The organism is Halomonas sp. CH40 (assembly GCA_041875495.1).
Classification (GTDB): domain Bacteria; phylum Pseudomonadota; class Gammaproteobacteria; order Pseudomonadales; family Halomonadaceae; genus Vreelandella.
Map to the genome: position 1 here is coordinate 244,350 of CP112982.1, position 25,496 is coordinate 269,845.

At 56.2% G+C, this 25,496-nt stretch carries 24 protein-coding genes; all 24 read left to right on the forward strand.

What is annotated here, in order from left to right; translation table 11 throughout:
* Positions 1-4 precede the first annotated feature (4 nt).
* Entirely contained in the window at positions 5-2,077 is a 2,073-nt protein-coding gene (dgcA, locus tag OR573_01135; GenBank protein ID XGA80288.1) for a dimethylglycine demethylation protein DgcA, read from the forward strand.
* A gap of 66 nt (positions 2,078-2,143) precedes the next feature.
* Positions 2,144-4,096, forward strand: a complete 1,953-nt coding sequence (locus OR573_01140) for a (Fe-S)-binding protein (GenBank protein ID XGA80289.1) — start codon at positions 2,144-2,146, stop codon at positions 4,094-4,096.
* Positions 4,093-5,361 carry an electron transfer flavoprotein subunit alpha/FixB family protein gene (locus OR573_01145; protein ID XGA80290.1) on the forward strand — a complete coding sequence of 423 codons (1,269 nt, stop codon included), beginning with the start codon at positions 4,093-4,095 and terminating at the stop codon, positions 5,359-5,361. The genes OR573_01140 and OR573_01145 overlap by 4 nt, the downstream gene beginning before the upstream one ends.
* The gene (locus tag OR573_01150) at positions 5,351-6,157 is read left to right on the forward strand and encodes an electron transfer flavoprotein subunit beta (protein XGA80291.1); all 807 of its coding nucleotides are present in this window, start codon (positions 5,351-5,353) and stop codon (positions 6,155-6,157) included. The genes OR573_01145 and OR573_01150 overlap by 11 nt, the downstream gene beginning before the upstream one ends.
* A 111-nt stretch (positions 6,158-6,268) precedes the next feature.
* The gene (fdhA, locus tag OR573_01155) at positions 6,269-7,462 is read left to right on the forward strand and encodes a formaldehyde dehydrogenase, glutathione-independent (GenBank protein XGA80292.1); all 1,194 of its coding nucleotides are present in this window, start codon (positions 6,269-6,271) and stop codon (positions 7,460-7,462) included.
* Positions 7,463-7,665: 203 nt separating this feature from the next.
* The gene (locus OR573_01160; GenBank protein ID XGA80293.1) at positions 7,666-9,384 is read left to right on the forward strand and encodes an NAD(P)H-dependent oxidoreductase subunit E; all 1,719 of its coding nucleotides are present in this window, start codon (positions 7,666-7,668) and stop codon (positions 9,382-9,384) included.
* A gap of 10 nt (positions 9,385-9,394) precedes the next feature.
* Positions 9,395-12,229 (forward strand): formate dehydrogenase subunit alpha, encoded by a 2,835-nt coding sequence (gene fdhF / locus OR573_01165; protein XGA80294.1) that lies wholly within the window; start codon positions 9,395-9,397, stop codon positions 12,227-12,229.
* Positions 12,226-12,525: a hypothetical protein gene (locus tag OR573_01170; protein ID XGA80295.1), complete on the forward strand. Its 300-nt coding sequence runs from the start codon at positions 12,226-12,228 to the stop codon at positions 12,523-12,525. Before fdhF ends, OR573_01170 begins: the two co-directional genes overlap by 4 nt.
* Entirely contained in the window at positions 12,473-13,225 is a 753-nt protein-coding gene (locus tag OR573_01175) for a pilus assembly protein TadG-related protein (GenBank protein ID XGA80296.1), read from the forward strand. The genes OR573_01170 and OR573_01175 overlap by 53 nt, the downstream gene beginning before the upstream one ends.
* A gap of 16 nt (positions 13,226-13,241) precedes the next feature.
* The gene (locus OR573_01180) at positions 13,242-13,832 is read left to right on the forward strand and encodes a hypothetical protein (protein XGA80297.1); all 591 of its coding nucleotides are present in this window, start codon (positions 13,242-13,244) and stop codon (positions 13,830-13,832) included.
* Positions 13,833-13,928: 96 nt separating this feature from the next.
* Positions 13,929-14,114: a hypothetical protein gene (locus OR573_01185; GenBank protein XGA80298.1), complete on the forward strand. Its 186-nt coding sequence runs from the start codon at positions 13,929-13,931 to the stop codon at positions 14,112-14,114.
* Between the two features lie 68 nt (positions 14,115-14,182).
* Positions 14,183-14,503 carry a hypothetical protein gene (locus tag OR573_01190; GenBank protein ID XGA80299.1) on the forward strand — a complete coding sequence of 107 codons (321 nt, stop codon included), beginning with the start codon at positions 14,183-14,185 and terminating at the stop codon, positions 14,501-14,503.
* Between the two features lie 32 nt (positions 14,504-14,535).
* Positions 14,536-14,871 carry an IS66 family insertion sequence element accessory protein TnpB gene (gene tnpB, locus OR573_01195; protein XGA80300.1) on the forward strand — a complete coding sequence of 112 codons (336 nt, stop codon included), beginning with the start codon at positions 14,536-14,538 and terminating at the stop codon, positions 14,869-14,871.
* Between the two features lie 56 nt (positions 14,872-14,927).
* Entirely contained in the window at positions 14,928-16,523 is a 1,596-nt protein-coding gene (locus OR573_01200; GenBank protein XGA80301.1) for an IS66 family transposase, read from the forward strand.
* A gap of 176 nt (positions 16,524-16,699) precedes the next feature.
* Positions 16,700-17,290 carry a hypothetical protein gene (locus tag OR573_01205; protein XGA80302.1) on the forward strand — a complete coding sequence of 197 codons (591 nt, stop codon included), beginning with the start codon at positions 16,700-16,702 and terminating at the stop codon, positions 17,288-17,290.
* Positions 17,291-17,301: 11 nt separating this feature from the next.
* Positions 17,302-17,877 carry a hypothetical protein gene (locus tag OR573_01210; protein XGA80303.1) on the forward strand — a complete coding sequence of 192 codons (576 nt, stop codon included), beginning with the start codon at positions 17,302-17,304 and terminating at the stop codon, positions 17,875-17,877.
* Positions 17,878-18,009: 132 nt separating this feature from the next.
* Positions 18,010-19,266 (forward strand): ISL3 family transposase, encoded by a 1,257-nt coding sequence (locus OR573_01215; protein XGA80304.1) that lies wholly within the window; start codon positions 18,010-18,012, stop codon positions 19,264-19,266.
* A 76-nt stretch (positions 19,267-19,342) separates the two neighbouring features.
* A complete protein-coding gene (locus tag OR573_01220; GenBank protein XGA80305.1) occupies positions 19,343-20,008 on the forward strand; it encodes a hypothetical protein in 666 nt (221 codons plus the stop codon).
* A gap of 36 nt (positions 20,009-20,044) precedes the next feature.
* The gene (locus tag OR573_01225) at positions 20,045-20,710 is read left to right on the forward strand and encodes a hypothetical protein (protein ID XGA80306.1); all 666 of its coding nucleotides are present in this window, start codon (positions 20,045-20,047) and stop codon (positions 20,708-20,710) included.
* Positions 20,711-20,746: 36 nt separating this feature from the next.
* A complete protein-coding gene (locus OR573_01230; GenBank protein ID XGA80307.1) occupies positions 20,747-21,412 on the forward strand; it encodes a hypothetical protein in 666 nt (221 codons plus the stop codon).
* Positions 21,413-21,528: 116 nt separating this feature from the next.
* On the forward strand, positions 21,529-22,410 hold the full coding sequence (locus OR573_01235; GenBank protein XGA80308.1) for a hypothetical protein: 882 nt from the start codon (positions 21,529-21,531) through the stop codon (positions 22,408-22,410).
* Positions 22,398-23,102: a hypothetical protein gene (locus tag OR573_01240; protein XGA80309.1), complete on the forward strand. Its 705-nt coding sequence runs from the start codon at positions 22,398-22,400 to the stop codon at positions 23,100-23,102. The genes OR573_01235 and OR573_01240 overlap by 13 nt, the downstream gene beginning before the upstream one ends.
* Positions 23,103-23,158: 56 nt before the next feature.
* The gene (gene cpaB, locus OR573_01245) at positions 23,159-24,157 is read left to right on the forward strand and encodes a Flp pilus assembly protein CpaB (GenBank protein XGA80310.1); all 999 of its coding nucleotides are present in this window, start codon (positions 23,159-23,161) and stop codon (positions 24,155-24,157) included.
* A gap of 14 nt (positions 24,158-24,171) precedes the next feature.
* Entirely contained in the window at positions 24,172-25,494 is a 1,323-nt protein-coding gene (locus OR573_01250; protein ID XGA80311.1) for a pilus assembly protein N-terminal domain-containing protein, read from the forward strand.
* Positions 25,495-25,496 lie beyond the last annotated feature (2 nt).

Genomic DNA, 25,496 nt, shown 5'->3' on the forward strand with positions numbered 1-25,496 from the left:
AACGATGGCATTCGAGGCAATCTTCCAGCCGATCGAGATTGGCAAACTCACTATCCGTAACCGGGTTGTCAGCACAGCTCATGCAGAAGTGCATGCCACGGATGGCGGCATGACCACCGAGCGTTACGTCAGGTACTACGAGGAAAAGGCCAAGGGTGGGTGTGGTCTGTGTATCTGCGGCGGTTCATCGGTTGTCTCGATTGATAGCCCTCAGGGCTGGTGGAGTTCGGTCAACCTGTCGACTGACCGGATCATTCCCCATTTTCAGAATCTGGCCGATGCCGTACACAAGCATGGCGGCAAGATCATGATCCAGATTACCCATATGGGTCGGCGTTCGCGCTGGGACGGTTTCGACTGGCCGACCCTGGTGTCGCCCTCCGGCATTCGTGAGCCGGTTCACCGCTCCACCTGCAAGACTATTGAAGAAGAAGAAATCTGGCGGATTGTCGGTGACTTCGCCCAGGCCGCCCGGCGGGCCAAGGAAGGCGGCCTGGATGGCGTTGAGCTGTCTGCCGTGCATCAGCATCTGATCGACCAGTTCTGGAGCCCACGGGTCAACAAGCGCACCGACCAGTGGGGCGGCAGCTTTGAGAACCGCATGCGCTTTGGCATGGAGGTGCTCAAGGCCGTACGTGCGGAAGTCGGTGACGACTTTGTGGTGGGCATGCGTATCTGTGGCGATGAATTCCATCCGGACGGCCTGAACCAGGATGACATGAAGCAGATCGCTGCCTATTACGATGCCACCGGCAAAGTGGATTTCTTTGGTGTTGTGGGCTCCGGCTGCGATACCCATAACACCCTGGCCAACGTCATTCCCAATATGAGCTACCCGCCGGAGCCTTTCCTGCATCTGGCGGCGGGCATCAAGGAAGTGGTCAGCGTACCGGTGATTCACGCCCAGAATATCAAGGACCCCAACCAGGCCCAGCGCATTCTCGAAGGTGGCTATGTGGATCTGGTCGGTATGACTCGGGCGCATATTGCCGACCCGCACCTGATCGCCAAGATCAAGATGAACCAGGTTGATCAAATCAAGCAGTGTGTGGGGGCCAACTACTGCATCGACCGCCAGTACCAGGGGCTGGATGTGCTGTGTATCCAGAACGCGGCGACGTCGCGGGAATATATGGGCCTGCCGCATATCATCGAAAAATCCACAGGGCCAAAGCGCAAGGTTGTGGTGGTCGGCGGGGGGCCGGGCGGGATGGAAGCGGCTCGCGTGGCCGCCGAGCGTGGCCACGATGTGGTGCTGTATGAAGCTGGGGCAGAGCTTGGCGGGCAGATCACCATTGCCGCCCAGGCACCTCAGCGCGACCAGATTGCCGGTATTACCCGCTGGTACCAGCTGGAGCTGGCGCGTCTGAAAGTCGATGTGCGCCTTAATACCCGCGCTGACGCTGCGGAACTTAGCGCCATGCAGGCGGATGTTGTGGTGCTCGCCACCGGTGGCCAGCCGTTTCTGGAGCAGACCCTGGAGTGGGGCTACTCACCAGTGGCGGAAGACAGCCTGGTGGTCAGCAGCTGGGATATTCTCAGCGGCAAGGTCGCGCCCGGCAATAACGTGCTGATCTACGACACCATCTGTGAGTTTGCCGGCGTTTCGGCGGCTGATTTTCTGGCTGACAAGGGCGCTAAGGTGGAAATCGTCACCGACGATATCAAGCCCGGCGCAGCGGTAGGAGGCACCACTTTCCCGACCTATTACCGTAGCCTGTATGAAAAGGAGGTCATCATGACCTCAGACATGATGCTGCATAAGGTCTACCGCGAAGGCGATCAGCTGGTGGCGGTGCTGGAGAACGAGTACACCGGTCAGCAGGAAGAGCGGGTCGTCGATCAGGTGGTGGTCGAAAACGGCGTTCGTCCGGATGAAGCGCTGTATTACGCGCTCAAAGAGCAGGCGCGCAATCATGGCCAGCTTGATCTTGAAGCCCTGTATGCCGCTCAGGCGCAACCCTGTCTGAGCAGTGAGAGTGAAGGTTTCCTGCTGTTCCGGCTGGGGGACTGCACCGCACCGCGTAATATCCATGCGGCCATCTATGATGCCCTGCGGATCTGCAAGGATTTCTGAGCGCCCAGTGTTTGCGATGTGCTGGAAAAATGTTCTGGAAATATCTTCTGGAAATAGGTGATTGCCATGCTTGAAACGCTGCTGCCCATTGTCATTTTTGCGTCGCTGGCGCTGGCCGGTGTAGGCGCCTGGCGTCGCATCAGCCTGTGGCGCCAAGGGCGCGCGGCCCGTGTTGATCTGCTCAAGGGGCTGATGGCTCTGCCCCGCCGCTATCTGGTGGATCTGCATCATATTGTGGAGCGCGACCGCTATATCTCGCATACCCACGTGGCGACCGCGGGGGGCTTTGTGGCCGCCGCCGTGCTGACGCTGATAGTGCATGGCCTGGGGCTGGCGGGCGGTGTGCTGGGCTGGCTGCTACTGCTGGCCAGTGCGACCATGTTTGTGGGCAGCATCCTGGTGGCAAAACGCCGGATCAACCCGCCCACGCGTCTCTCCAAAGGCTCCTGGATGCGCCTGCCTAAGAGCCTGATGGCGTTTTCAGCCGGTGTCTTTCTGGTGACCTTGCCAACCGTCGGCGTGCTGCCGCCGGATGCAGGCTACTGGCTGCTTGGGCTGGTGCTTCTGGTCGTCGTCAGCGGCGGCCTGGCCGAAATGTTTTTCGGTATGACCTGGGGCGGGCCGATGAAACACGCCTTTGCTGGCGCGCTTCATCTGGCCTTTCATCGTCGCCCAGAGCGCTTTTCCACACCCGAGGGTGCTGGGCGTTCCACTGGCCTTAAAGCCTTGAATCTGGACGATGACAAAGCGCCGCTAGGGGTTGAAAAACCAACTGACTTTACCTGGAACCAACGGCTTGGTTTTGATGCCTGCGTACAGTGCGGGCGCTGTGAAGCGGTGTGCCCTGCTTTTGCTGCCGGGCAGCCGCTCAACCCCAAAAAGCTGATCCAGGATATGGTGGTTGGCATGGTGGGCGGCTCCGATGCGGCCTACACGGGCAGCCCCTATCCGGGCAGGGACGTGGGTGAGCACCACGGCGATCCCCACGGCCCCATCGTTGCCCGCGAAGGCCAGGCGCTGCTGGATGCCGAGACGCTATGGTCCTGCACGACCTGCCGCGCCTGCGTGGAAGAGTGCCCGATGATGATCGAGCATGTTGACGCCATTGTGGATATGCGCCGCCACTTAACCCTGGAGCGCGGCCAGACCCCCAACAAGGGCGCCGAGGTGCTGGAAAATCTGATTGCCACGGATAACCCTGGCGGCTTTGACCCCGACTCGCGCCTGCACTGGGCGGCGGATCTGAATCTGCCCAATATTGCCGATCTTGGCCAGGTGGATGTGCTGCTGTGGCTGGGTGACGGTGTGTTTGATATGCGCAACCAGCGGACCCTGAGAGCCTTCGTCAAGGTGCTGAGAGCCGCCGGTGTCGACTTTGCGGTGCTGGGTAATGCCGAGCGCGATAGCGGTGATGTAGCGCGGCGCCTGGGCGATGAAGCGACGTTTCAGGCCTTGGCAAAACGCAATATCGCCACTCTTAACCAGTATCAGTTCTTGAGAATTGTCACCTGTGATCCGCACAGCTTCCATGTGCTCAAAAATGAGTACGGCGAGCTGGGGGGTAATTACCATGTCAATCATCATTCCACCTATATTGCCGAGCTTTACCGTGAGGGGCGGCTAGCCTTCAGCCCCTGGAAAGGCGGTAGTGTGACCTATCACGACCCCTGCTATCTGGGCCGCTATAACGGTGAATATGACGCCCCGCGTGATGTGTTGAAAGCACTGGGTATCGAGGTCAAGGAAATGCAGCGTTCCGGCTACCGTTCGCGCTGCTGTGGCGGCGGCGGTGGGGCGCCGATCACCGATATTCCCGGCAAGCAGCGGATTCCTGACATGCGCATGCAGGATGTCGGCGAAACCGGGGCTGACCTGGTGGCGGTGGGCTGCCCGCAATGTACGGCCATGCTGGAAGGCGTGGTGGATGCTACCGCCGAGGTGCGTGATATAGCCGAACTGGTGGCCGATGCCCTGGTGGCGTCTCCTGCCAGTATTCAGGCTGAGGAGGTAACCCCATGAGTGAACTCAAACGCCGTAACCCACGCCTTGAGTGGATTGCCCGCAACCGTCTGCATCCAGAGCATGCCAGCGTGTTGGCCACACTGGGCCAGGGGCAAGCCAGCGAATGGCAGGGCCCCAATGGCCTGAGGCGCAAGAATCCCCATGCCATCGGCTTTATTGGCCCTAACGGCATCAAGCGGATTGACCGCAGCGGTGCCCAGCAGGGAGGTGCCCGCCAGGCCGGTGGGGCGGCCCAGGTGCAGGAAAGCCGCCGCGCGGTGGTGATTGAGTCTCCTGCCTTTTATATCGCTGTGGTGCCGGATATGACGGGCGGCCGCCTGTCATCCCACGATAAAGACCTGCTTGGCCTGGCCCGCCAGCTGGCGGACGCCAAGGAAGATGCTCCAGGAGCCGTGCTCGCCATTCTCCCGGCGGAACACAGGGAGCAGCAGCTGGGGGACGCAGGCATTGACAGGGTGATTATTCTGCCCGAAGCCCCGGCAGGCCAATTTGGCCCTGATCATCAGCTGCCTCTGCTGGAAAGCGTTGAGCGCACCTTTGGCCCGTGCCACTGGCTGGTGCCGGATTCTGCCCTGGGCGGTGGAGACCTTGGCCGCCGCCTGGCCATGCGTTTGCAGGAAAGGCCCGCCACCGGCGTGTGGCGGATCGAGCCGGACGACTCAGCACCGCTGGGTTGGGGTTGCACGGCTCGGGGAGCGGCGGACAGCCTGGACATCCAGCGCCCGCTGCCCAGGGTGGTGCTGGCGCTGGCGGAATGCGCTGAGCCGGTTGACCAAAGCCGTCATGCTGCCGAGGCGCTGACGCTGGAAGGCACGCCGTCGGCGTTTGCCACGCGTATCAATGATCAGGGGGCGGTGGCCGTCGACCCGGCCAGCATTGCCCTGGCTGAGGCGGAATTTATCCTTTCCGGCGGTAACGGCGTCAAAGATTGGGAGGGCTTTCATCAGGCAGCCAAAGCCTTGGGCGCCACCGAAGGCGCATCACGGGTGGCCGTCGACGATGGCTTTATGGCGCGTGACCGCCAGGTGGGCGCCAGTGGCACCTGGGTGACGGCAAGGGTTTATCTGGCAGTCGGTATTTCCGGCGCCATTCAACACCTGCAGGGTATTCAGAGCTGTGACAAGGTGATTGCCATCAACATGGATGCCGGCTGTGACATGATCAAACGTGCCGATCTGGCCGTGATTGGCGACAGTACGCAGATTCTGGCCGCGCTGGTGGCCAAGGTTCAGCAACAAGGAGGGGCGCGCGATGCAGCCTGATAAAGCGCTGGATATTGCCGTGCTGGTATCCCTGGGCCGCCACCCGCTAACCGGGCGCCCACGGCGCGCCGATCACGATGCCCGCGGCGTTGAGCTGGCGCTAGGGGTGGAATCCCAATACGCCAACGCCCAGCTGGAGCTGGTTCACGCCGGTAGCTGTAGTACCGACAGTGAAACCGCACTGCGAAGCTATCCGGGTATGGCCGGCCTGCCGTCAATGACTCTGCTGGAGCAGGAGGAGGGCGCTGACGTCATTCCGGTGCTGGGTGACCACCTTGCCCAGCGTGAGCCTCAACTGGTGCTGACCGGTTGCCGCGCAGAACGCGGTGAAGGCTCCGGGTTGCTGCCCTACGCGCTGGCGGAGCGCCTGGGCTGGCCGGTCGTCAACAACCTGGCGGTGATCGAGCGCATTGAAAACGGGGTGGCCACGGTGCTTCAGGCCTTGCCACGTGGCCAGCGCAAACGCCTTCAGGTACGTCTGCCCGCCATCATGAGCGTGGATAGCGCTGCCCCGGCGCCACGTCAGAGTGCCTTTGGCCCCGCGCGGCGGGCACAATTTGATTCTCAGGCGCTGGCCTCCGAGCCTGATGCTGAGCTGGCGCAATGGTCGCTTTCAGCAGCGCGCAAACGGCCAAAACGGCTGAAGATTGTCAAAGCCGCTTCTGCACGGGAGCGTTTCAAGGCCGCCGCCGCCAAGGCCGAAGGCGGCAGTGGCCAGGTGCTTGACGGAGTGAGTGCCGACCAGGGTGCTGATGCCATTCTCAAGCTGCTTAATGAAGAAGGCGTGCTGCGCTGAGCTCGAATCAGTCGCAGTGTCAGAAAGGGCAAGGCTAGCGTTTTAGCCATTGCTACGACTATTACAGCTACAACAATCATTACAACTACAACAATGAGAGAGGAAATCATCATGAGCCAAGGTAATCGCGGTGTCGTCTACAAAGGGCCGGGTAAGGTAGCCGTTGAAAGCATTCCGTTCCCGGAGCTCTCACTTGGCAAGCGCAAGTGCGAACATGGCGTCATCCTTAAAGTTATCACCACCAACATCTGCGGCAGCGACCAACATATGGTGCGTGGCCGTACCACGGCTCCGGAAGGTTTGGTGCTGGGTCACGAGATCACCGGTGAGGTCATCGAGTGTGGCCGTGACGTGGAATTTCTGAGCGTGGGTGACATCGTCTCGGTACCGTTCAACATTGCCTGCGGGCGCTGCCGTAACTGTAAGGAAGGCCAGACAGGTATCTGCCTGAACGTTAATCCGGCACGCCCGGGGGCTGCCTATGGCTATGTCGACATGGGCGGCTGGGTTGGCGGTCAGACGGAATACGTCATGGTGCCTTACGCAGACTTCAACCTGCTCAAGTTCCCGGATCGAGAGCAGTCGATGGAAAAAATCGGCGACCTTACCCTGCTGTCGGATATCTTCCCGACCGGCTTCCATGGCTGCTATACCGCAGGCGTCGGCCCCGGTAGTACTGTCTACATTGCCGGTGCGGGCCCGGTGGGGCTTGCCGCTGCGGTATCGGCACAGCTGCTTGGCGCAGCGTGTGTGATTGTGGGTGATATGAACCCCGAGCGCCTTGAACAGGCCCGTAAGTTTGGCTGCGAGACCCTGGATCTGCGTCAGGACACCCCGATGGCCGATATGCTTGAACCTATTCTTGGCGAGCGTGAGGTTGACAGTGCGGTGGACGCTGTGGGCTTCGAGGCCCGTTGCCATGGCCATAATCACGCCCATGAGCAGCCTGCCACTGTGCTCAATGCCTGTATGGATATTACCCGTGCCGGGGGGCAGATTGGTATTCCTGGCCTTTACGTCACCGAGGACCCGGGCGCCTCCACCAGCGAAGCCAGACTGGGTAACCTGTCCATGCGCCTCGGGCTGGGTTGGGCTAAGTCGCACTCCTTCCATACCGGTCAATGTCCGGTGATGAAATACCACCGTCAGCTGATGCAGGCAATCCTGTTTGACAAGGTGCAGATTGCCAAGGCGGTCAACGTTCAGTTTATCTCCCTGGACGATGCGCCGCGTGGCTATGCTGACTTTGATGGTGGTGTGGCCAAGAAGTTTGTCATGGACCCGCACGGCAGCGTCGCCGCCTGATGCCTTGATGGGCCGCCTGAGACCAGGCGGCCCTCCTGGGTTCTTCAGTGCGATTTCATGGCCTGCGTGAAAATGCGAACGGCAAGCAACCTGCCCAGAATCGCTATCCGCTGGGTGAAGTCGTTTTTAGGTATCGTGTTTTCACCTCTGTTTTGCCACTATCGACCCTATATTCTTTCCCCCAGCATTAAGATCGAGATGCCATGACTGTTCACACAGAGATCCCCAAGCGCCGCCTGCGCGGCAAGCCACGTGGCCGCTCACTTGCCGCGGACGCCCTGGATGCCTTGCGTCAACTGCTCGGTGATGAACGCGAGCAGCCGCAGCGGCGCCAACGTGATCTGTTGATCGAACATCTGCACGTGATTCAGGATGCCCTTGGCCACTTGCCGCTGACCCATCTACGCGCCCTGGCCGCTTACATGAACCTGCCCATGGCCGAGGTATATGAAACCGCCACCTTTTACGCCCACTTTGATGTCATCCACGACGATCAATCACCACCTCCAGCGCTGACGCTGCGGGTATGTGATTCCCTGTCCTGCCAGCTGGCCGGTGCTGACGCTCTGCGCAATGAACTTGCGGCAGGCACCGACCCCGCCGAGGTGCGCGTGCTGCGCGCCCCCTGCATGGGCCGCTGTGATACAGCGCCTGTGGTGGAAGTGGGCCATTACCATCTGGGCCATGCCAGTGTTGAGCGCGTTCAGGCGGCCATCGCTGCCGATCACACTCACCCTGAGCCGGTAGACTGGCCGCGCCTTGACGCGTACCGGCAAACCGGTGGTTACGCCCTGCTCAACGCCTGCCGGGCGGGGGAGATGAGTGTTGAAAGCCTGATGGACACCCTGGAAAAGGCCAAGCTGCGCGGGCTGGGGGGCGCGGGTTTCCCGACCTTTAAAAAATGGTTTTTCGTCCGCGCCGAAGCCGGGCCGCGCTATTGCGCCATCAACGCCGATGAAGGCGAGCCGGGCACTTTCAAGGACCGTTATTACCTGGAGCGCGCCCCCCATCAGTTTCTCGAAGGCGCCCTGATCAGCGCCTGGGCGGTGGAAGCAGACGCTCTGTACATCTACTTGCGTGATGAATACCCAGCGCTGCATACGGTGTTGCATCAGGCCATTGCGGAGCTGGAAGCCGCCGGGCTGGTGGCGCCGGGCTATATCGTGGTGCGCCGTGGAGCAGGCGCCTATATCTGCGGGGAAGAGTCGGCGATGATCGAATCGCTGGAAGGCAAGCCCGGCAAGCCTCGCCATCGGCCGCCGTTTGTGGCCCAGCGTGGATTATTTGACCGCCCGACCTTGGTCAATAACGTCGAAACCGTCTACTGGATTCCGGCCATTTATGCCCAGGGTGCCGAATGGTTTGCCAGTCACGGCCGCCATGGGCGCAGCGGCCTGCGCAGCTTTTCGGTCTCTGGCCGGGTGAACAAGCCCGGCGTGCATCTGGCCCCGGCCGGCATCACCCTGAACGAACTGATTAACGAATACGCCGGTGGCATGCAGAACGGCCACACCCTGGCCGGGTATCTGCCTGGCGGTGCCTCGGGCGGTATTCTGCCTGCCAGCAAGGCGGATATTCCGCTGGATTTCGACACCCTGCAGGAGCACGGCTGTTTTATCGGCTCGGCGGCGGTGGTAGTGCTCTCCGATCAGGACAGCCTGCGTAATGTGGCGACCAATCTGCTGGGCTTTTTCGCCGATGAATCCTGTGGCCAGTGTACGCCCTGTCGCGTGGGTACCGAGAAAATGCTCACCCTGCTGGAACGCAGTACCTGGGATGTCGACACGCTGGAACGGCTTTCCCAGGTGATGATGGATGCGTCCATCTGCGGCCTGGGGCAAGCCGCCCCCAATCCAGTGCTGGGCCTGCTGCGCGATTTCCGCACTGAGCTCGCCGCCCAGAACGTCATTATCAAAGGGTAAGGAGCACCTGATGAACCAAGAGACCTTTACCCTCACGCTGGATGGTGCAGCCGTGACGGCTTACCCCGGCGACACCCTCTGGCAGGTTGCCAAGCGCGCCGGAGAAACCATTCCGCACCTGTGCTTCAAGGATGCCGAGGGCTACCGCGCCGACGGCAACTGCCGCGCCTGCATGGTCGAGGTGCAAGGCGAACGCGCCCTGGTCGCCAGCTGCCTGCGTGAGGCCAAGCCCGGCATGGTGGTGCATAGTGCCACCTCTGAACGCTCGCGGGTGGCCCGCGAAGGCGTGCTGGAAATGCTCGCCGTGGATCAACCGCCCCGGGAGCAGAGTCCGGACGCCTCCAGCCATTTCTGGGCCATGGCCGATCAACTGGCGATTGATGTCGGTGAGGTAAGTCAGCGCTTACCCAAGCGCAGCGAACGAACTACGCCCACCGTGCACCATGTGGCCGAGCGCGAAAGCGCCGTCGTCAAAGACCGCTCGCACAGTGCCATGGCGGTCAACCTCGACGCCTGCATTGAATGCAACCTGTGTGTACGCGCCTGCCGTGAAGTGCAGGTCAACGACGTCATCGGGCTGGCCCATCGTGGCAGTGCCTCAAAAATCGTTTTCGACTTTGATGACCCCATGGGCGACAGCACCTGTGTGGCCTGTGGCGAATGCGTGCAGGCCTGCCCGACCGGGGCCCTGATGCCCGCCACTCTGGTTGACGAACACGGCGTGGGGGACAGTGCCGCGACCGATAAACAGGTCGACTCCGTCTGCCCCTATTGCGGCGTCGGCTGCCAGCTGACCTACCACCTCAAGAACGACGAGATTGTCTATGTGGAAGGCCGCAACGGGCCGTCCAACCATAATCGCCTGTGCGTGAAAGGTCGCTTTGGGTTTGACTACCCACGCCATCCGTCACGCCTGACCACCCCGCTGATCCGCCGTGAGGGTGTGGCCAAGGGGCTTGATCCGGACTTCGACCCCGCCCAGCCGCTGACTCACTTCCGTGAGGCCAGCTGGGAAGAAGCGCTGGAATTTGCCGCCACCGGCCTGATCAACCTGAAAAAAGGACAAGGGCCGCAGGCGCTGGCCGGTTTCGGTAGCGCCAAATGCTCCAACGAAGAAGCCTGGTTGTTCCAGAAGCTGATCCGCACCGGCTTTGGCACCAATAACGTCGATCACTGCACAAGGCTGTGCCACGCAAGTTCAGTGGCGGCGCTGATGGAATGCCTGGGCTCCGGTGCGGTTACCGCGTCCTTTATGCAGGCGGCCAACGCCGATGTGGTGATTCTCACCGGCTGCAACCCGGCGGTAAACCATCCGGTCGCGGCCACCTTCTTCAAACAGGCCGCCAAGCGCGGCACCCGGTTCATCATTATCGACCCGCGGGGCCAGGCGCTGGATGCCTACGCCCACCTGAGCGTGCGCTTTAAACCCGGTTCTGACGTGGCGCTGTTCAATGCGCTACTCAATGTCATCGTCACTGAAGGTCTCTTTGATGAGACCTATATCACCGAGCATACCGAAGGCTTCGAGGCCCTCAAGACTCATGTGGTCGACATGACCCCAGAGGCCATGAGCGAGCAGTGTGGCGTAGACGCCGAGACCCTTCGCGAGGTGGCGCGCCTGTATGCCAATGCCGAGCGCGCCATGATCTTCTGGGGCATGGGCATCTCCCAGCATACCCACGGCACCGACAACGCCCGCTGCCTGATCTCGCTGGCCCTGGCCTGTGGCCATACCGGGCGGCCTGGCACCGGCCTGCACCCGCTGCGTGGCCAGAACAACGTTCAGGGCGCCTCAGATGCGGGTATGATCCCCATGGTGATGCCTGACTATCAACCGGTCGGCGATGATCAACTGCGCTCCGCCTTCGAGGAGCTGTGGAATACGCCGCTGGATAATCAGCCCGGCCTGACCGTGGTCGAGATCATGGATGCCATTCATGACGGCACCATTCGCGGCATGTATATCCTGGGTGAAAACCCGGCCATGTCTGACCCCGATCTCACCCACGCCCGTGAGGCGCTCGGCAAGCTGGAGCATCTGGTGGTGCAGGACCTGTTCGTGACCGAAACCGCCCAGTTCGCCGACGTGATTCTGCCGGCTTCGGCCTGGCCCGAGAAAGACGGCAGCGTGACCAACACCAACCGTCAGGTGCAGCTGGGCCGTGCGGCCATGCCGCTGCCCGGCGATGCCCGCCCGGACTGGTGGATCATCCAGCAGCTGGCCAACCGCTTCGGCCTGGGCTGGCACTACCAGCACCCCAGCGAGGTGTTTGCGGAAATGAAGCAGGGCATGGCCTCGCTGGACCATATCAGCTGGGAACGCCTGGAACGCGAACAGTCGGTGACCTACCCCTGCCCGAGTGACGACGCCCCCGGCCAGGACGTCGTCTTTGGCGATGCCTTCCCCCGCGAAGGCGGCAAGGCCAAGTTCGCCGCCACCCGTCCCATTCCGCCGGATGAACCGGTGGATGACGACTACCCAACGGTGCTCACCACCGGCCGTCAGCTGGAGCACTGGCACACTGGCTCGATGACCCGGCGTGCCAAGGTGCTGGATGAGCTGGAGCCTGAAGCCGTGGCCAGCCTTTCCATCAATGAAATGCAGCGGCTGAAGTTGGCGCCGGGGGATTGGCTTTCGATTACCACTCGGCGTGGCCGCATCACACTGGCCGCACGGGTTGATCCTGGCATGCCGGATGGCATGGTATTTATCCCCTTCGCCTATGCCGAAGCGGCGGCTAACCTGCTGACCAACCCCGCGCTGGACCCGGACGGCAAAATCCCCGAGTTCAAATACGCCGCCTGCCGCCTGGCCGCCGTCGAAAAAGAGGAGGTCACCTCATGATGATCACTGAGCTGGTGGATGGCGAAGATTTTCGCCAGCGCCTGATCAGTATTGGGCTGGTGCCGCCGGTGGACGCCAGCCCCGCTGACTTAGCCGAAATCGCCGCCTGCCGCTATCAGGCAGGTGGCCTGACCGCGCTGCCGGAAACCGTCGGGGATCTGCTGCGCTACAAGGAGGTGATGCTGCCGGAAGTGCTTGAGGCGATTGAGAAAGGCCTCTTGCCTCTGCTCGCAGGTAATGCCAATGACGGCCGTGCTGATGGTTGCGGTGCTTTTGGCGCTATGGACGATGTATGATTCCGGCCAGGTAATGACCGAAAAAATAAAACTGCAGAACACAGCAGATAATGTTGCTTACAGCAGTTCCGCGTTAGTCGCCCGTGATCTCAATTTTTCGGCATACACGACACGCGCCATGGTCGCTAATCAAGTGGCTATCGGGCAAATGTTCGGCTTGAGCTCCTGGGCCACGATGATGGAGCGGCTTGGGCAAAGCCTTGGGGCATTTGGGAAGGTGGCCAGTTTTGTGCCGGGGCTGGGTATGGCAATTACCGCTGTGACTGAAACCATCCAGAGTGCTACCAGCTTTCTTTCCACAGTGGTTGATGTTGTAACAAAAGCTGACGAAAGCAATAACAACCTTAGCAATACGAATGGCATACCGGCGTTTTATGCGTTTCGAGATGAGAGCCGCTCTCATATGTCTGGCCTCAGTATGGTGTTGCTGTTTCGCAAGAAGGTTGACGCCATCTCACTGATTAAAGATCTTGGTGCAACGGGTGATAATCCGCTCAATACCGGTACGGCGGGTGGTTGGTTGGCAGCCGCCGCCAAGGGGCAGCCTTATTACGCACGTCCTACCGATGTTCTGCAGTTTGCCCGCCGCGACGGCAATGTTGAGTATGGCAATTTATATAACCCCTTCTGGCAGCCGCGGCTGGGCAAGCTGTCGGATGCCGAGAAATCCGCCGTGGCGGCAATCTCAGGCGTTTTCTGATAAAGGTGATGCTTTAATGGCATATTTACGCTATCAACGCCATTTTATGGCGCTTCTGTTGGGTCTGTGGTTGCCAGTGGCGGCAATTGCAAACGATGCAGATATGATTCCTGACCAGTGGCAGGCAGCGCATTGCCCAGATCACGTGCCGGAAGGGAACGACCCTTATATGGAGATGCGCGGCGCGCATCTCGAAGCGTTGATGTCAGGGAATGGTGGGCTGCTGGGGCCAGAAGAACTGGACGCTAATGAAATTTACATGAACCGCTATGGCTGGTGTAGAAGGATGGTGGTTTCCCAACCGGCGATTGCTAAGACAGCATATCGGTCACGGGATGTTCTCCAAGGTGATAGTGTCGTAGGGGCAACACAGGAAGAGATTGCAATGCACTCTCTGCCAGCCGTGCTTGAAATAAGCAAAGATGTTTACGGAGCGTCTGAGGCCGTGTATGCCATGCTGACGGAGGTTCTTACTGCTGCCTATACCGAAGAAATAGCCTATATGGAGAGCGAGGCGAGTAAGCGTATTCTGGGAAAAGAGTACTTTTGCGAGTGTATGAAGATCCCAACCGCGGAATTCGAAAAGCTTAGCGCAGCAATAAGATAGCCAGGAAAGCTCATTAGCGGGCAGGCGAAAAAGAAAAAGGAACCAGGGATGGGAAAGGGAAATTTGTCAGGAAACCAGGCACCAGGCGCAAGCCATTTGCGTGATCACGCTAAGCCCCGCAAGATGCCGCAGATGACCCGCCAGCGTGGTGCAGGCACCATCGAATATTTGCTGTTGACCGGGTTAATGGTTGGCGCACTTCTGACGCCGTTTGGCGAGGAAGGCAAGAGCGTTCAGCAGCGCCTGATGGAGGCCATTCGCGATCAGCGTAAGCGCCCTTAAACCGGCATCTACCGCTCTCGCTTTTATCCCCTCACACTGATGCCATCAGATCTTTGTGAGGGGGTGTCATGACGCATCAAGAACGTGAGCAATATTGGCAGCAACAAGTCACCGAATGGCAAACCTCTGGCTTGTCCGGCATGGCGTTTTGCAAGCAACAAGCGCTAAAGTACCATCAGTTTTCTTACTGGCGTCAAAAGCTCTTGGCCAGCGCATCGTCAACAAAAGAGCCAGTCGCCGGTTTTGCCACCGTCGCATATCCCAATACCGGCACCGCAAAAGAAATAGACTCCACGGGGCTTACGGTATCACTGCCCGGCGGTATCACGGTCACGGGCTTGCACGCGGGCAACGTGGCGTTACTGGGCGATATCCTGAGGCAACTGTGAAGCGGCCGCGCTATTTACGCCCCGCGTGGGAAATGCCCGAGATCTACCTGTACCGCGCACCGGTCGATTTTCGCAAGCAAGCCAACGGCCTGGCGTTACTGGTGGAGCAAGAACTGGGACACAACCCCTTTAGCGGGGCGCTGTATGCCTTTACTAACCGGCAGCGAAATAAAATCAAGTGCCTGATGTGGGAAGACAATGGCTTCGTGCTCTACTACAAGGCGCTGGCCGAGGAGCGCTTCAAGTGGCCCGGCCCCTCGGATGACGTTATGGCGTTGACTGGCGAGCAGATCAACTGGCTGTTGGATGGCTACGATATCACCCTGATGCGCGGCCATAAAACACTGCATTACGACAGCGTCGGATAGGCCATAAAGCTCTTATTTTCAGTGCTTTAACACACCGAATCTGGTATCATTGGCCCATGAAAAAGCACCCCGAAGTCTCCTCCCAACTGCCTGATCTCAGTGGCCTCTCCGCCGCTGAGGTAGTGGCTCTTGTGGCGGGGCTTCAGCAACAGGTGACGGCTCAACAGACGGCGTTACAGCAACGTAATCTCTATATTCAATTGCTCGAAGAGAAGCTGCGCTTGCAGCGCATTCAGCAGTTCGCCGCGCGCAGTGAAAAGTCTGCGAACCAGGCTCATCTGTTCGATGAGACGGAGTTGGAAGCTGACATCGAGGCGCTACGCGATCAGTTACCCGACGATGTCGAAGAGCAAGACGCGCCGCGTCCCTCACGTCAACGTCGCCAACGTGGCTTCTCCGACACTCTGGTCCGTGAGCGTATTGAGCTTACGCTCAGCGAAGAAGAAAAAGTCGGGGCGACCAAGACCTTCTTCGCCAAGGTAAAAGAAGAGCTTCAGTTCATCCCCGCGCAGCTGAAAGTCCTCGAATACTGGCAGGAAAAAGCGGTGTTCCCGCTTGAGGGCAACGACCATCTCCTTACTGCGGAGCGTCCGGTTCATCCGCTAGGCAAGTGCACGGCGTCGACGTCACTGCTAGCGTACGTGATCACCTCCAAGTACGCAGACGGTTTGCCGCTGTACCGCTTGGAAGGCATGTTCAAGCGGTTAGGCCACGCTGTTAGCCGCACGCAGATGGCCAACTGGATCATCCGCCTGAATGACGTCTTCACGCCCTTGATCACGCTGATGCGCGAAGTGCAAAACAGCAGCGCGTATCTGCAAGCCGATGAAACGCGGCTGCAAGTGCTCAAGGAAGACGGCAAGACCGCTCAGTCAGATAAATGGATGTGGGTCACCCGAGGTGGCCCACCGGATCAACCGTCGGTGCTCTTTGCCTACGACCCGTCCCGCGGCGGCAGCGTGCCGGTGCGCCTACTCGACGACTTCTCAGGGATCCTGCAGGCCGATGGCTACGCCGGTTACGGCCAGGTATGCCGTGCCAACGGCATTACCCGCATTGGCTGTTGGGACCATGCGCGACGCAAGTTCGTGGAAGCGTCTAAGGCAGCCAAGGTCAACGCGAAAGGCAAGGGCGCCACGCCGGCCAAGGCCGAGGTAGGGCTTAGCCATATCAACAAACTCTACGCCATCGAACGGCAGATCAAGGATCTCAGCGAAGTGGAACGCTACCGTGTCCGCCAGGAGCTGAGCCTTCCGCGTCTTGAGGCCTTCAAGGCTTGGCTAGAGGCTAATGTTACCCGCGTCATGAAAGGCAGCCTGACGCGTCAGGCGATGGAATATACGCTGAACCAATGGGACTTCCTCATCGGCTATTGTGCGCGCGGCGACCTGCATATCAGTAATGTTCTGGCAGAAAACGCCATTCGCCCGTTTGCCGTTGGTCGAAGAGCCTGGCTGTTCGCGGATACCTCCCGCGGCGCTCACGCCAGTGCCACCTGTTATTCACTCATCGAAACGGCAAAAGCCAATGGCTTGGAGCCTGCTGCCTATATCCATTATGTGCTGGAGCACATCGCCACCGCTGATACGTTAGAGGCACTGGAAACGCTGCTGCCCTGGAACGTGAACTTGGCGCCCGCCGAAAAAAAGTGAAAGAACACGGCTAGGTCAAGTGTGTCGATTTAAGGGCGCTTACCGATCAGCAGGAAGCCTTCCACTACGCCGCCAGGCTACCGCACCTGCCCACCCTGGATGCCGACGGTAATATCCTGGGTAGTGATGAACCGCTCAACGGTGGGCCGTATGGCCAAGATGGCGGCAATGCCGGAATGGGGTCTAGTGGTGGCCAATATGGTGCTGGTGGATTAAATGGGGATAGCAGTGGTCCTTTGTTTGGTTTTGGCGACGAAGCAGACCTCTTGTATGGCAACGATATCCCCGCTACAGATGCAGTAGATCCGATGGGGTTTCAAGGTGGTGCGCATCCGTGGAACTATCCTGCAAATACCCAACTTAGTGTGCTGCGCGATAGTAGTGATGCGATGTTTCACTACTTTAATGGAAATGGAGAAACAATTGGTCTAAGTGATGCGGTCAAACAAAAAATAATAAATCATCCAAATATTGAAGCTCAAATTGAAAAAAATATCAATGGTGAAGGGGTGGAACCGTATAGGATTGCCATTAATTTCACACTTGAGGGGTGGGATGTTTTTCATATCGGTAGGACGCTAGTTAGCTATACTGAGGTTTGCTCAAGTGGTAGTTGTACAACCACATTTACTGCTCCAATTTTTGATGAATCAGGCGCACCTGACCGCTTTGAAGAGCCTTTAAATATCAATGGGCTTGAGGTTTTGGGTGGCGTGCCATATGATTACGAAACGTTTGAATGGTCAGTAACATATCCTGAGCCATAATGGTAAATTATATGAAAAAAAGTCGTTTGTTTTTTTGGGTTATGAATCTTTTAGCTATTATGCTGTTAGTTTATTCTTTTGGATTTTCTACCATGTACTACTGTGGAAGAATGGAAAGTAAGCCAGTATTACCACTGGGGTTGTCACCAACCTGGTTCGATGATCGATTTCAAATTAACAGAGGTTATAAACCGATTATTGGTAGTTCACCTGAAAGCCGAAGACAGCCACTTTATGATCAATGGGTAAAAGGGTCCGAGCTATTTAGAACGATAGTTAAATATGATGCTAGAGAACATGGTGTTGGCGTATATTTTAAAGCGATTGATTGGGATGGAGTAGAGAGAATATTTCTCCTTCGTGATTATGCCCCTTCAGAGGATGAACGCTATGTTTATGAGGTCTCTCCTGAAGAGCATGCAGCAGATGATTTTGAGTGGATAGATGTCGATCATCTTTCATGCCTTAAAGGCAGGTATGAGGGATGGACGTATATTTTTGTGTTAGTTATTTTTGTAATGAATATGGTTGTAGCTTTAAAATTATTTCTTCGGTTTGCGAAGGCTGTATTGAAAAGGCTCTTCTAAATCGTAGAGCGAGGCGTTCAAATATAGAAGTTGGTAAGATAGCTATGAAAAATTGGCTCTTCGTCGTTGGGTGTGGAATTCGCCCCCTGAGCTGAGCCAGAATATTGCCTCCATATTAGCAGGAGGTACGACATGGACGGCACCCAGATTTTAACACTCGGCCTTGGCCTGGAAGCGCCCTGGATTCTCAAGGATCAGCACCTGGATACCGCTGCGTCGCCTCACCGCCTGGAGCTGTATGTCGAGGCGGAGCGTGGCAGCCTCTATCCCTGTCCAGAGTGCGGTAAGGCCTGCCAAGCCCACGACTTTGCTGACAAAACCTGGCGACATCTGAACTTCTTTCAGCACCATTGTTACTTGCATGCTCGCGTCCCTCGTACAAAGTGTCCTGAACATGGCGTCAAACGCATAAAGGTGCCCTGGGCGCGGCCCGGCAGTGACTTTACCCTGTTGTTCGAGCAGGCGGCCATGTCGCTCGTCAAGGAGATGCCAGTGCTGGCTGTCTCCCGGCAGTTGGAGATTTCCGACAAACGACTATGGCGCATCGTGCACCACTACGTGAACCGCATGCTGGGAGAGCTGGATCTGTCCAATGTGACCATGGTTGGCGTGGACGAAACCGCGTCCCGACGCGGGCATCGTTACGTCACCGTGTTCCTCGATATGCAGCGCAAGCAGGAACCGGTGATTTTCGCTGTTCCAGGCTGCGGCAAGGACACCATCAAGGCGTTCAGTGCCTTCCTGGCGGCTCATGGTGGCGATGTGGACAATGTGGTCGAGGTTGTCTGTGACATGTCACCTGCTTTCCTTAGTGGCGTCACCGAGTCTCTTCCCAAGGCGGAGGTAACGGTCGACTGGTTCCATATCGTGCAGACCTTCACCAAGCGACTGGACGAGGTGCGCAAGAAAGAACGCCGCGAGCAGAAACACCCCAAGTCGCTGCGCTGGGCACTGTTGAAGAGCCTGGAAAATGAGAACCACACACCTAAACAGATATCGGCACTTCAGGAGCTGGTTGCCGATCAGAGCGCCACGGCCGATGCTTGGGTGATCAAGGAAAAGTTAAGCTGGATCCAGAAAGCGTCAACGCCCAGGGCAGCGCGTTGGCGGATCACGAACTACCTAAAAATCATGAAAGCAGCAGTTTCTGAGAAGCCTCTACTGAAGCCGATGGGGAAAGCGCTGGAGACACTTGAGCGACACGCTAAAGCGGTAGTCAGGCGCTGGCACTCGGGGCTGACAAACGCGCGACTAGAAGGAATGAACGGCCTGTTTCAGGCGGCTCGTTCACGTGCACGGGGCTACCGAAATGAAGCTAATTTCATTGCTATGATTTACCTGATTGGTAGCCCGGTGGGCCGCCTGCTTGATCAGGCCAAATCCACATGAAATGACGAAGAGCCGAAAAATTAATATGTTTTTTTGTTAAGGAGAATGTATGAGGCTATGGAAAGCAGGCATACTAATGATGGCACTTTCGTTAACCCTGGGCTGCTCGGCACTCAAGGCGAACAGCTTAACAAGCGGTGTTGAGGACGGGCCTAATCGCGACTTAATGAAGGCCGTCATCGCGGGGGATCAACGTGCCATGGACAACGCCTTACGCCAGGGGGCAGACCCCAACTTCGGGGTGCCGAACCCCGACTATCCTGATATTGATAAAGTGTATGTGCTTGAACTGGCGTATGAAAACTATCCGCAGTCCACCGCGTATTTACGCACCTTGCTGGAAGCCGGGGCCGACCCGGATTTGCCAGTAACCGAAGAAGACAACACTCTCCTATTTAAACCACTATCAGATACCTATCTGGAGCATATCAAACTGCTGATTGAGTACGGCGCCGATGTTAACTACCGCAATACCGAGTACAACTCGACGGCGTTAAGGAGAATGCTGACCTCAAGAAGCCATGCAGCGGCGACGGTGATGATTGAGGCGGGGGCTGACCCTACCCTGGAAGATAAATTTGGCAATTCGCTCATGTCAGCACTTGATACCATTAAAGAAATTCAAATTACTAAAGAAAACGACATAATTGCTAGGTATAGCTCAGCTGATTTTTGGAAGTTGATCGATGCGCTGAGGGACAGGGGTTATATCGACCCGAATGACCCTTTTTGGCAGCGTTAAGGAGCAGTTATGAGGCTATGGAAAGCAGGCATACTGATGATCGCACTCTCGTTAACCCTGGGCTGCTCGGCACTCAAGGCGAACAGCTTAACAAGCGGTGTTGAGGACGGGCCTAATCGCGACTTAATGAAGGCCGTCATCGCGGGGGATCAAAGTGCCATGGACAACGCCTTACGCCAGGGGGCTGACCCCAACTTCGGGGTGCCGAACCCCGACTATCCTGATATTGATAAAGTGTATGTCCTTGAACTGGCGTATGAAAACTATCCGGAGTCCACCGCGTATTTACGCACCTTGCTGGAGGCAGGGGCCGACCCGGATTTGCCAGTAACCGAAGAAGACAACACTCTCCTATTTAAACCACTATCAGATACCTATCTGGAGCATATCAAACTGCTGATTGAGTACGGCGCCGATGTTAACTACCGCAATACCGAGTACAACTCGACGGCGTTAAGGAGAATGCTGACCTCAAGAAGCCATGCAGCGGCGACGGTGATGATTGAGGCGGGGGCTGACCCTACCCTGGAAGATAAATTTGGCAATTCGCTCATGTCAGCACTTGATACCATTAAAGAAATTCAAATTACTAAAGAAAACGACATAATTGCTAGGTATAGCTCAGCTGATTTTTGGAAGTTGATCGATGCGCTGAGGGACAGGGGTTATATCGACCCGAATGACCCTTTTTGGCAGCGTTAAGGAGCAGTTATGAGGCTATGGAAAGCAGGCATACTGATGATCGCACTCTCGTTAACCCTGGGCTGCTCGGCACTCAAGGCGAACAGCTTAACAAGCGGTGTTGAGGACGGGCCTAATCGCGACTTAATGAAGGCCGTCATCGCGGGGGATCAAAGTGCCATGGACAACGCCTTACGCCAGGGGGCTGACCCCAACTTCGGGGTGCCGAACCCCGACTATCCTGATATTGATAAAGTGTATGTCCTTGAACTGGCGTATGAAAACTATCCGGAGTCCACCGCGTATTTACGCACCTTGCTGGAGGCAGGGGCCGACCCGGATTTGCCAGTAACCGAAGAAGACAACACTCTCCTATTTAAACCACTATCAGATACCTATCTGGAGCATATCAAACTGCTGATTGAGTACGGCGCCGATGTTAACTACCGCAATACCGAGTACAACTCGACGGCGTTAAGGAGAATGCTGACCTCAAGAAGCCATGCAGCGGCGACGGTGATGATTGAGGCGGGGGCTGACCCGACCCTGGAAGATAAATTTGGGAAATCGCTCATGTCAGCACTTGATACCATTAAAGAAATTCAAATTACTAAAGAAAACGACATAATTGCTAGGTACAGCTCAGCTGATTTTTGGAAGTTGATCGATGCGCTAAGGGACAAGGGTTATATCGACCCAAATGACCCGTTTTGGCAGCGTTAAGGAGAATGTATGAGGCTATGGAAAGCAGTAATAACGAAGTTGTCACTATCTAGGCATGGGCTGCTCGGCGCTAATGGCGTTTCAAGCGTTTGTGATTGGCCTGAGAGGTTATTTCGATGGCTCATGACACAAAAGTGCTGAAATGCCGGGCACCACGTACGCAGCAGGGGCAGGCGCTGACGGAGTTCATTATCGTCAGCGTCTTTCTGCTGGTGCCTCTGTTTTTGATGGTACCCGTGATCGCCAAGATTATATCCCAGAAACAGGACGTTGAAATGGGGGCTCGATACGCGGCATGGGAGAGAACCGTGTGGTATGCAGACGCGCCAGGAAGAGGGCTTGACGGTTATCAAGGTGCTGCTCTCAGCTATAAAAGCGATCAACAAATTGCTAAAGAAGTAGACTCAAGAATATTTGCCATGGGCTCACAAGATATCAGCTCGGAGGCAGATGCTGCCTTTGAGCTTGACCCTTTTTCCAGGCGACAAAATGGTAGCCAGGCTGCATTAATGGTTCAACAGGGAGAAAGTGCTGATATTGCCACCGTGACATCGTCAAACGCAGAGCCTGGCGGTATTGCAGGGTTGGCTGACGAAGTGGTTGACCTCATATCAGCAGTCACACAGTTTGATATGCCGGAAAACGGGTTAGTGACGGCCAGCTCAGGCGTTCAGTTGATGGATCTAAGTGATGTCTTTGGCGACGGGCTAGGTACATCACTAACATTAAACGCGACAAATGCTATTTACACCGAATCCTGGAGTGCAGGAGGAAGGGGGCATGCTGAGCACCGCATTCAGGGGCTCCTCCCACAGCAGTTTCTTAATATTGACTTGGTAGATGATGCGCAGGACTTACTGTCAGCTTTTCCGATTGCCGATGAACTTCACTCGGATTGTCTGGTGCTTGGTCAAACCACTATAGAGCCATTGCCTGCACATCGGGTAGCGGCTTTTGATGGGGTCACAGGGGGAGGGGGTTCCTCATGCGATCTTTGATTTTATGTGCCATATGGTGCTTGAGAGGCATAGCATTAGCCGTAGGTTTTATCTGGGCTGGGCTTACGTCAGCTCAGGGTGATGATTTTCCTGAGCTTGATTTGCCTGCATCCATGTCCGTGGAAATTGTGGCGAAACAGATGAAAATGGACACGCTGAATGCTCGGGTGTATGCGTTCCGTACAAATGATACGCCGGATGACCTGGAAGCCTTCTTTTCTCGGCAATGGGAGCACGTCGCACGTGCTCAAGCCGAGCCTTGGGATGTACTGTCGCACCGGGATGGCGGTTTTCTTATCACAATCCAGAGTCGAACTGATATTGGGCTGCAAACGCAGGGATTTATTGCCATCACGGATCTGTTCGACGCCGCTGACGAAAATCGATCTTCACTTTCCTTGGCGTTTCCGCTGCCGCGAGGAACACAGGTGATCCAGGATCTTCGATCTGATGATGAGGGTCGTAAGAGCCGAACGATAGTATTGAAAAGCAACCTTTCCGTAACGGAGGGTCTTGATTTTTATCGAAACCACTTTCAAAGAGAGGGGTACGAACCGGTTAGCCGAGGTGCGCTTTCCAGAGGGAGTGAAGGCGGTGCAATGCTATTGAACCGAGGTGGCGAGACAATGGATGTTACCGCTGTGGGGCAAGATGCAGGCTCCATACTAACCATTGTTAAACGCTCAAACTGAAACGCAAAGAAAATGTAGCTGCTGTCTTTTATTGACAGGGGGGCACGAGGTGATGGATGAAAAAGGAATGGACGGGCTGGCTATTAATTGCTGGAGCGTTAATGTTGGGCTTGCTGGCATTTTGGCTAATGAGGAACTATCTGGATGCTCAGCAGGAAGCCATTAGGCAGGATTTGCTTGGTGATCAGGCTAAGAGGATACAGGTTGTGGTGGCTCGCGGTGATCTTTCGCCAGGGGACGTTATCTCCGAGGCAACAGTTGCTGTGGCGGAGCTGCCAGCAAATCATGTGCCTAGGTTGGCAATCAAGCCCCAGGATTTTGGGCAAGTCAAAGGAAGAGTCATTGATCGAGCTGTCTCAGCTGGAGAAATGCTGCAAGCTGACTTTGTTTCAGGCCTTATTGTCCAGCGATTTTCCGGACTCCTTTCGGAAGGCGAAAGAGCGATCAGTGTCCAGATTAGCTCGTTGCAGTCCTATTCCGGTATGTTGCTTCCCGGTGACTTTATTGATCTTTATGTTCTTTTACCTGAAAAAAAATCAGGCAATGAACCAAGATTGGTGCCAGTTCTTGAGAGAGTCAAGGTGCTTTCGGCGGGGGCGCAGCCTCTACGAACGGCTGACCAATCCTTTCAGCGGCTGGACGAGAGTACTTCTCAATACAACATGATTACCGTTGGTTTGCAGCGTGAAAAAGCAGAGAGGCTGGCACTGGCTCGTGAAGCTGGTGAAATTGTGTTTTTTATGCGCAATGCAGAAGACGAAGAGATCGGCGTTGTTGATCAAGATTATGCATTCTTTGGTGATGAAGATACGTCAGGTGGATATTGGTATATCTCTCCAATGGTGCCAGGTGGGGAGCATCGGACACTAAGTCAGGCGGATGATCATAATGAAAAAAACAAGAGTCTGAAGAGCAGTAAAAAATTCGTTATTCCAAGCGCCACAGACCCGGAATCAGATGGATATACCAATACAATAAGTTCCAGTCCGTCTGGTGACGCAATTATTGATCAGCAAACGGATAGAGCACCTCATTCTCAACATCGCATGCAGTAGGAGACACCACAATAATGCAGGGAATCAAATTAATAAGTGCTTTTATCATTGCACTTGCCATGGGAATGAGCACTTTTGCGAACGCACAGACACAGGCAGTTTATGGGGCACAGGAGTATGTAGAAGTTTATGTTGGATCGGTGACCACGGTAGAAACAGGTTTTGTAGAACGGATTGCTGTCGGCAATGATGGTGTTCTTCAAGCGTCTGTTCTGGACGAAAATAACCTCTTACTGCTAGGGCGTACGCCTGGTGTGTCAGAGCTGGTTGTTTGGACGGAAGATGGAACTGTAAAAGAGTATAAAGTCCGCGTTTATGGCGGCCCTGTTGCTGATAATATTAATGTCATAAAGGCAATTCTGCAGTCTTTCCCCAATGTTACTGTTAATGACCGACTGGGTCAGACGGTTTTGAGTGGTACGGTGAAAAGCACCGATTTTGAACGTTTTCAAGCTGTAATAGGAAACTTCCCATCAGTTTTGTCTCTTGTTAAGCCAGAGCGAAATGTTGAAATAGAAGAAACCATTGCGTTTGATGTTGTTATTCTCGAGCTTAGCCGAAATTATCAGCACTCACTGGGAATTCGTTGGGAGGATACGGCGGCAGGGCCCGCGCTTGGTGTCGTCGGTAATATTATTCCAAATAATAATTTTGGTGTGACGTCCGGTGGCGAGGTCGGAGATTTACTGAATGTTGTAGGTTCTGGCGCTAGCCGTCTTGAAGGCTATTTTGGAGTGAGCTCCATACTAAGATCACAACTTCAACTTTTACAGGAAGAAGGTGTCGCCAGGATTCTGGCAGAACCAAGCCTTTCCACGGTGACAGATGAAGAGGCATCCTTTCTGGTAGGAGGAGATTTTCCGGTGGCGATTTTGAATGAGTTCGGCCAGCCAGTTGTGGAGTTCCGTCAGTACGGTATTCAGCTTGAAATCGAACCGACAATGGATCGCAATCATAATATTCGTTCTCGCATTCGGACTGAGGTCAGCAATGTTGACTTTTCAGTTGAAGTTAATGGGGTTCCAGGCCTGAGAAGGCGCGAGTCGACATCCACCATTACGGCAAGACCAGGGCAAACTATTATTATTTCGGGATTGCTTAATACCAGCGATTCCAGAACCCGCAATAAATTACCTTTGCTGGGGGATATTCCTATCCTTGGCGCCTTGTTTAAGTCCAGCTCATGGCAACAAGGTCGGACAGAACTGGTTATTGCAGTAACGCCAAGAATTCAGCAACCCGGCACGCCACTTCAGCCCAATATGCAGGAGGCCCTTCGTGAAGGGAGGGGAGTTCTTGAGGGAAGTGATGTTCTGGATGCGTCATTAATGGATTGATA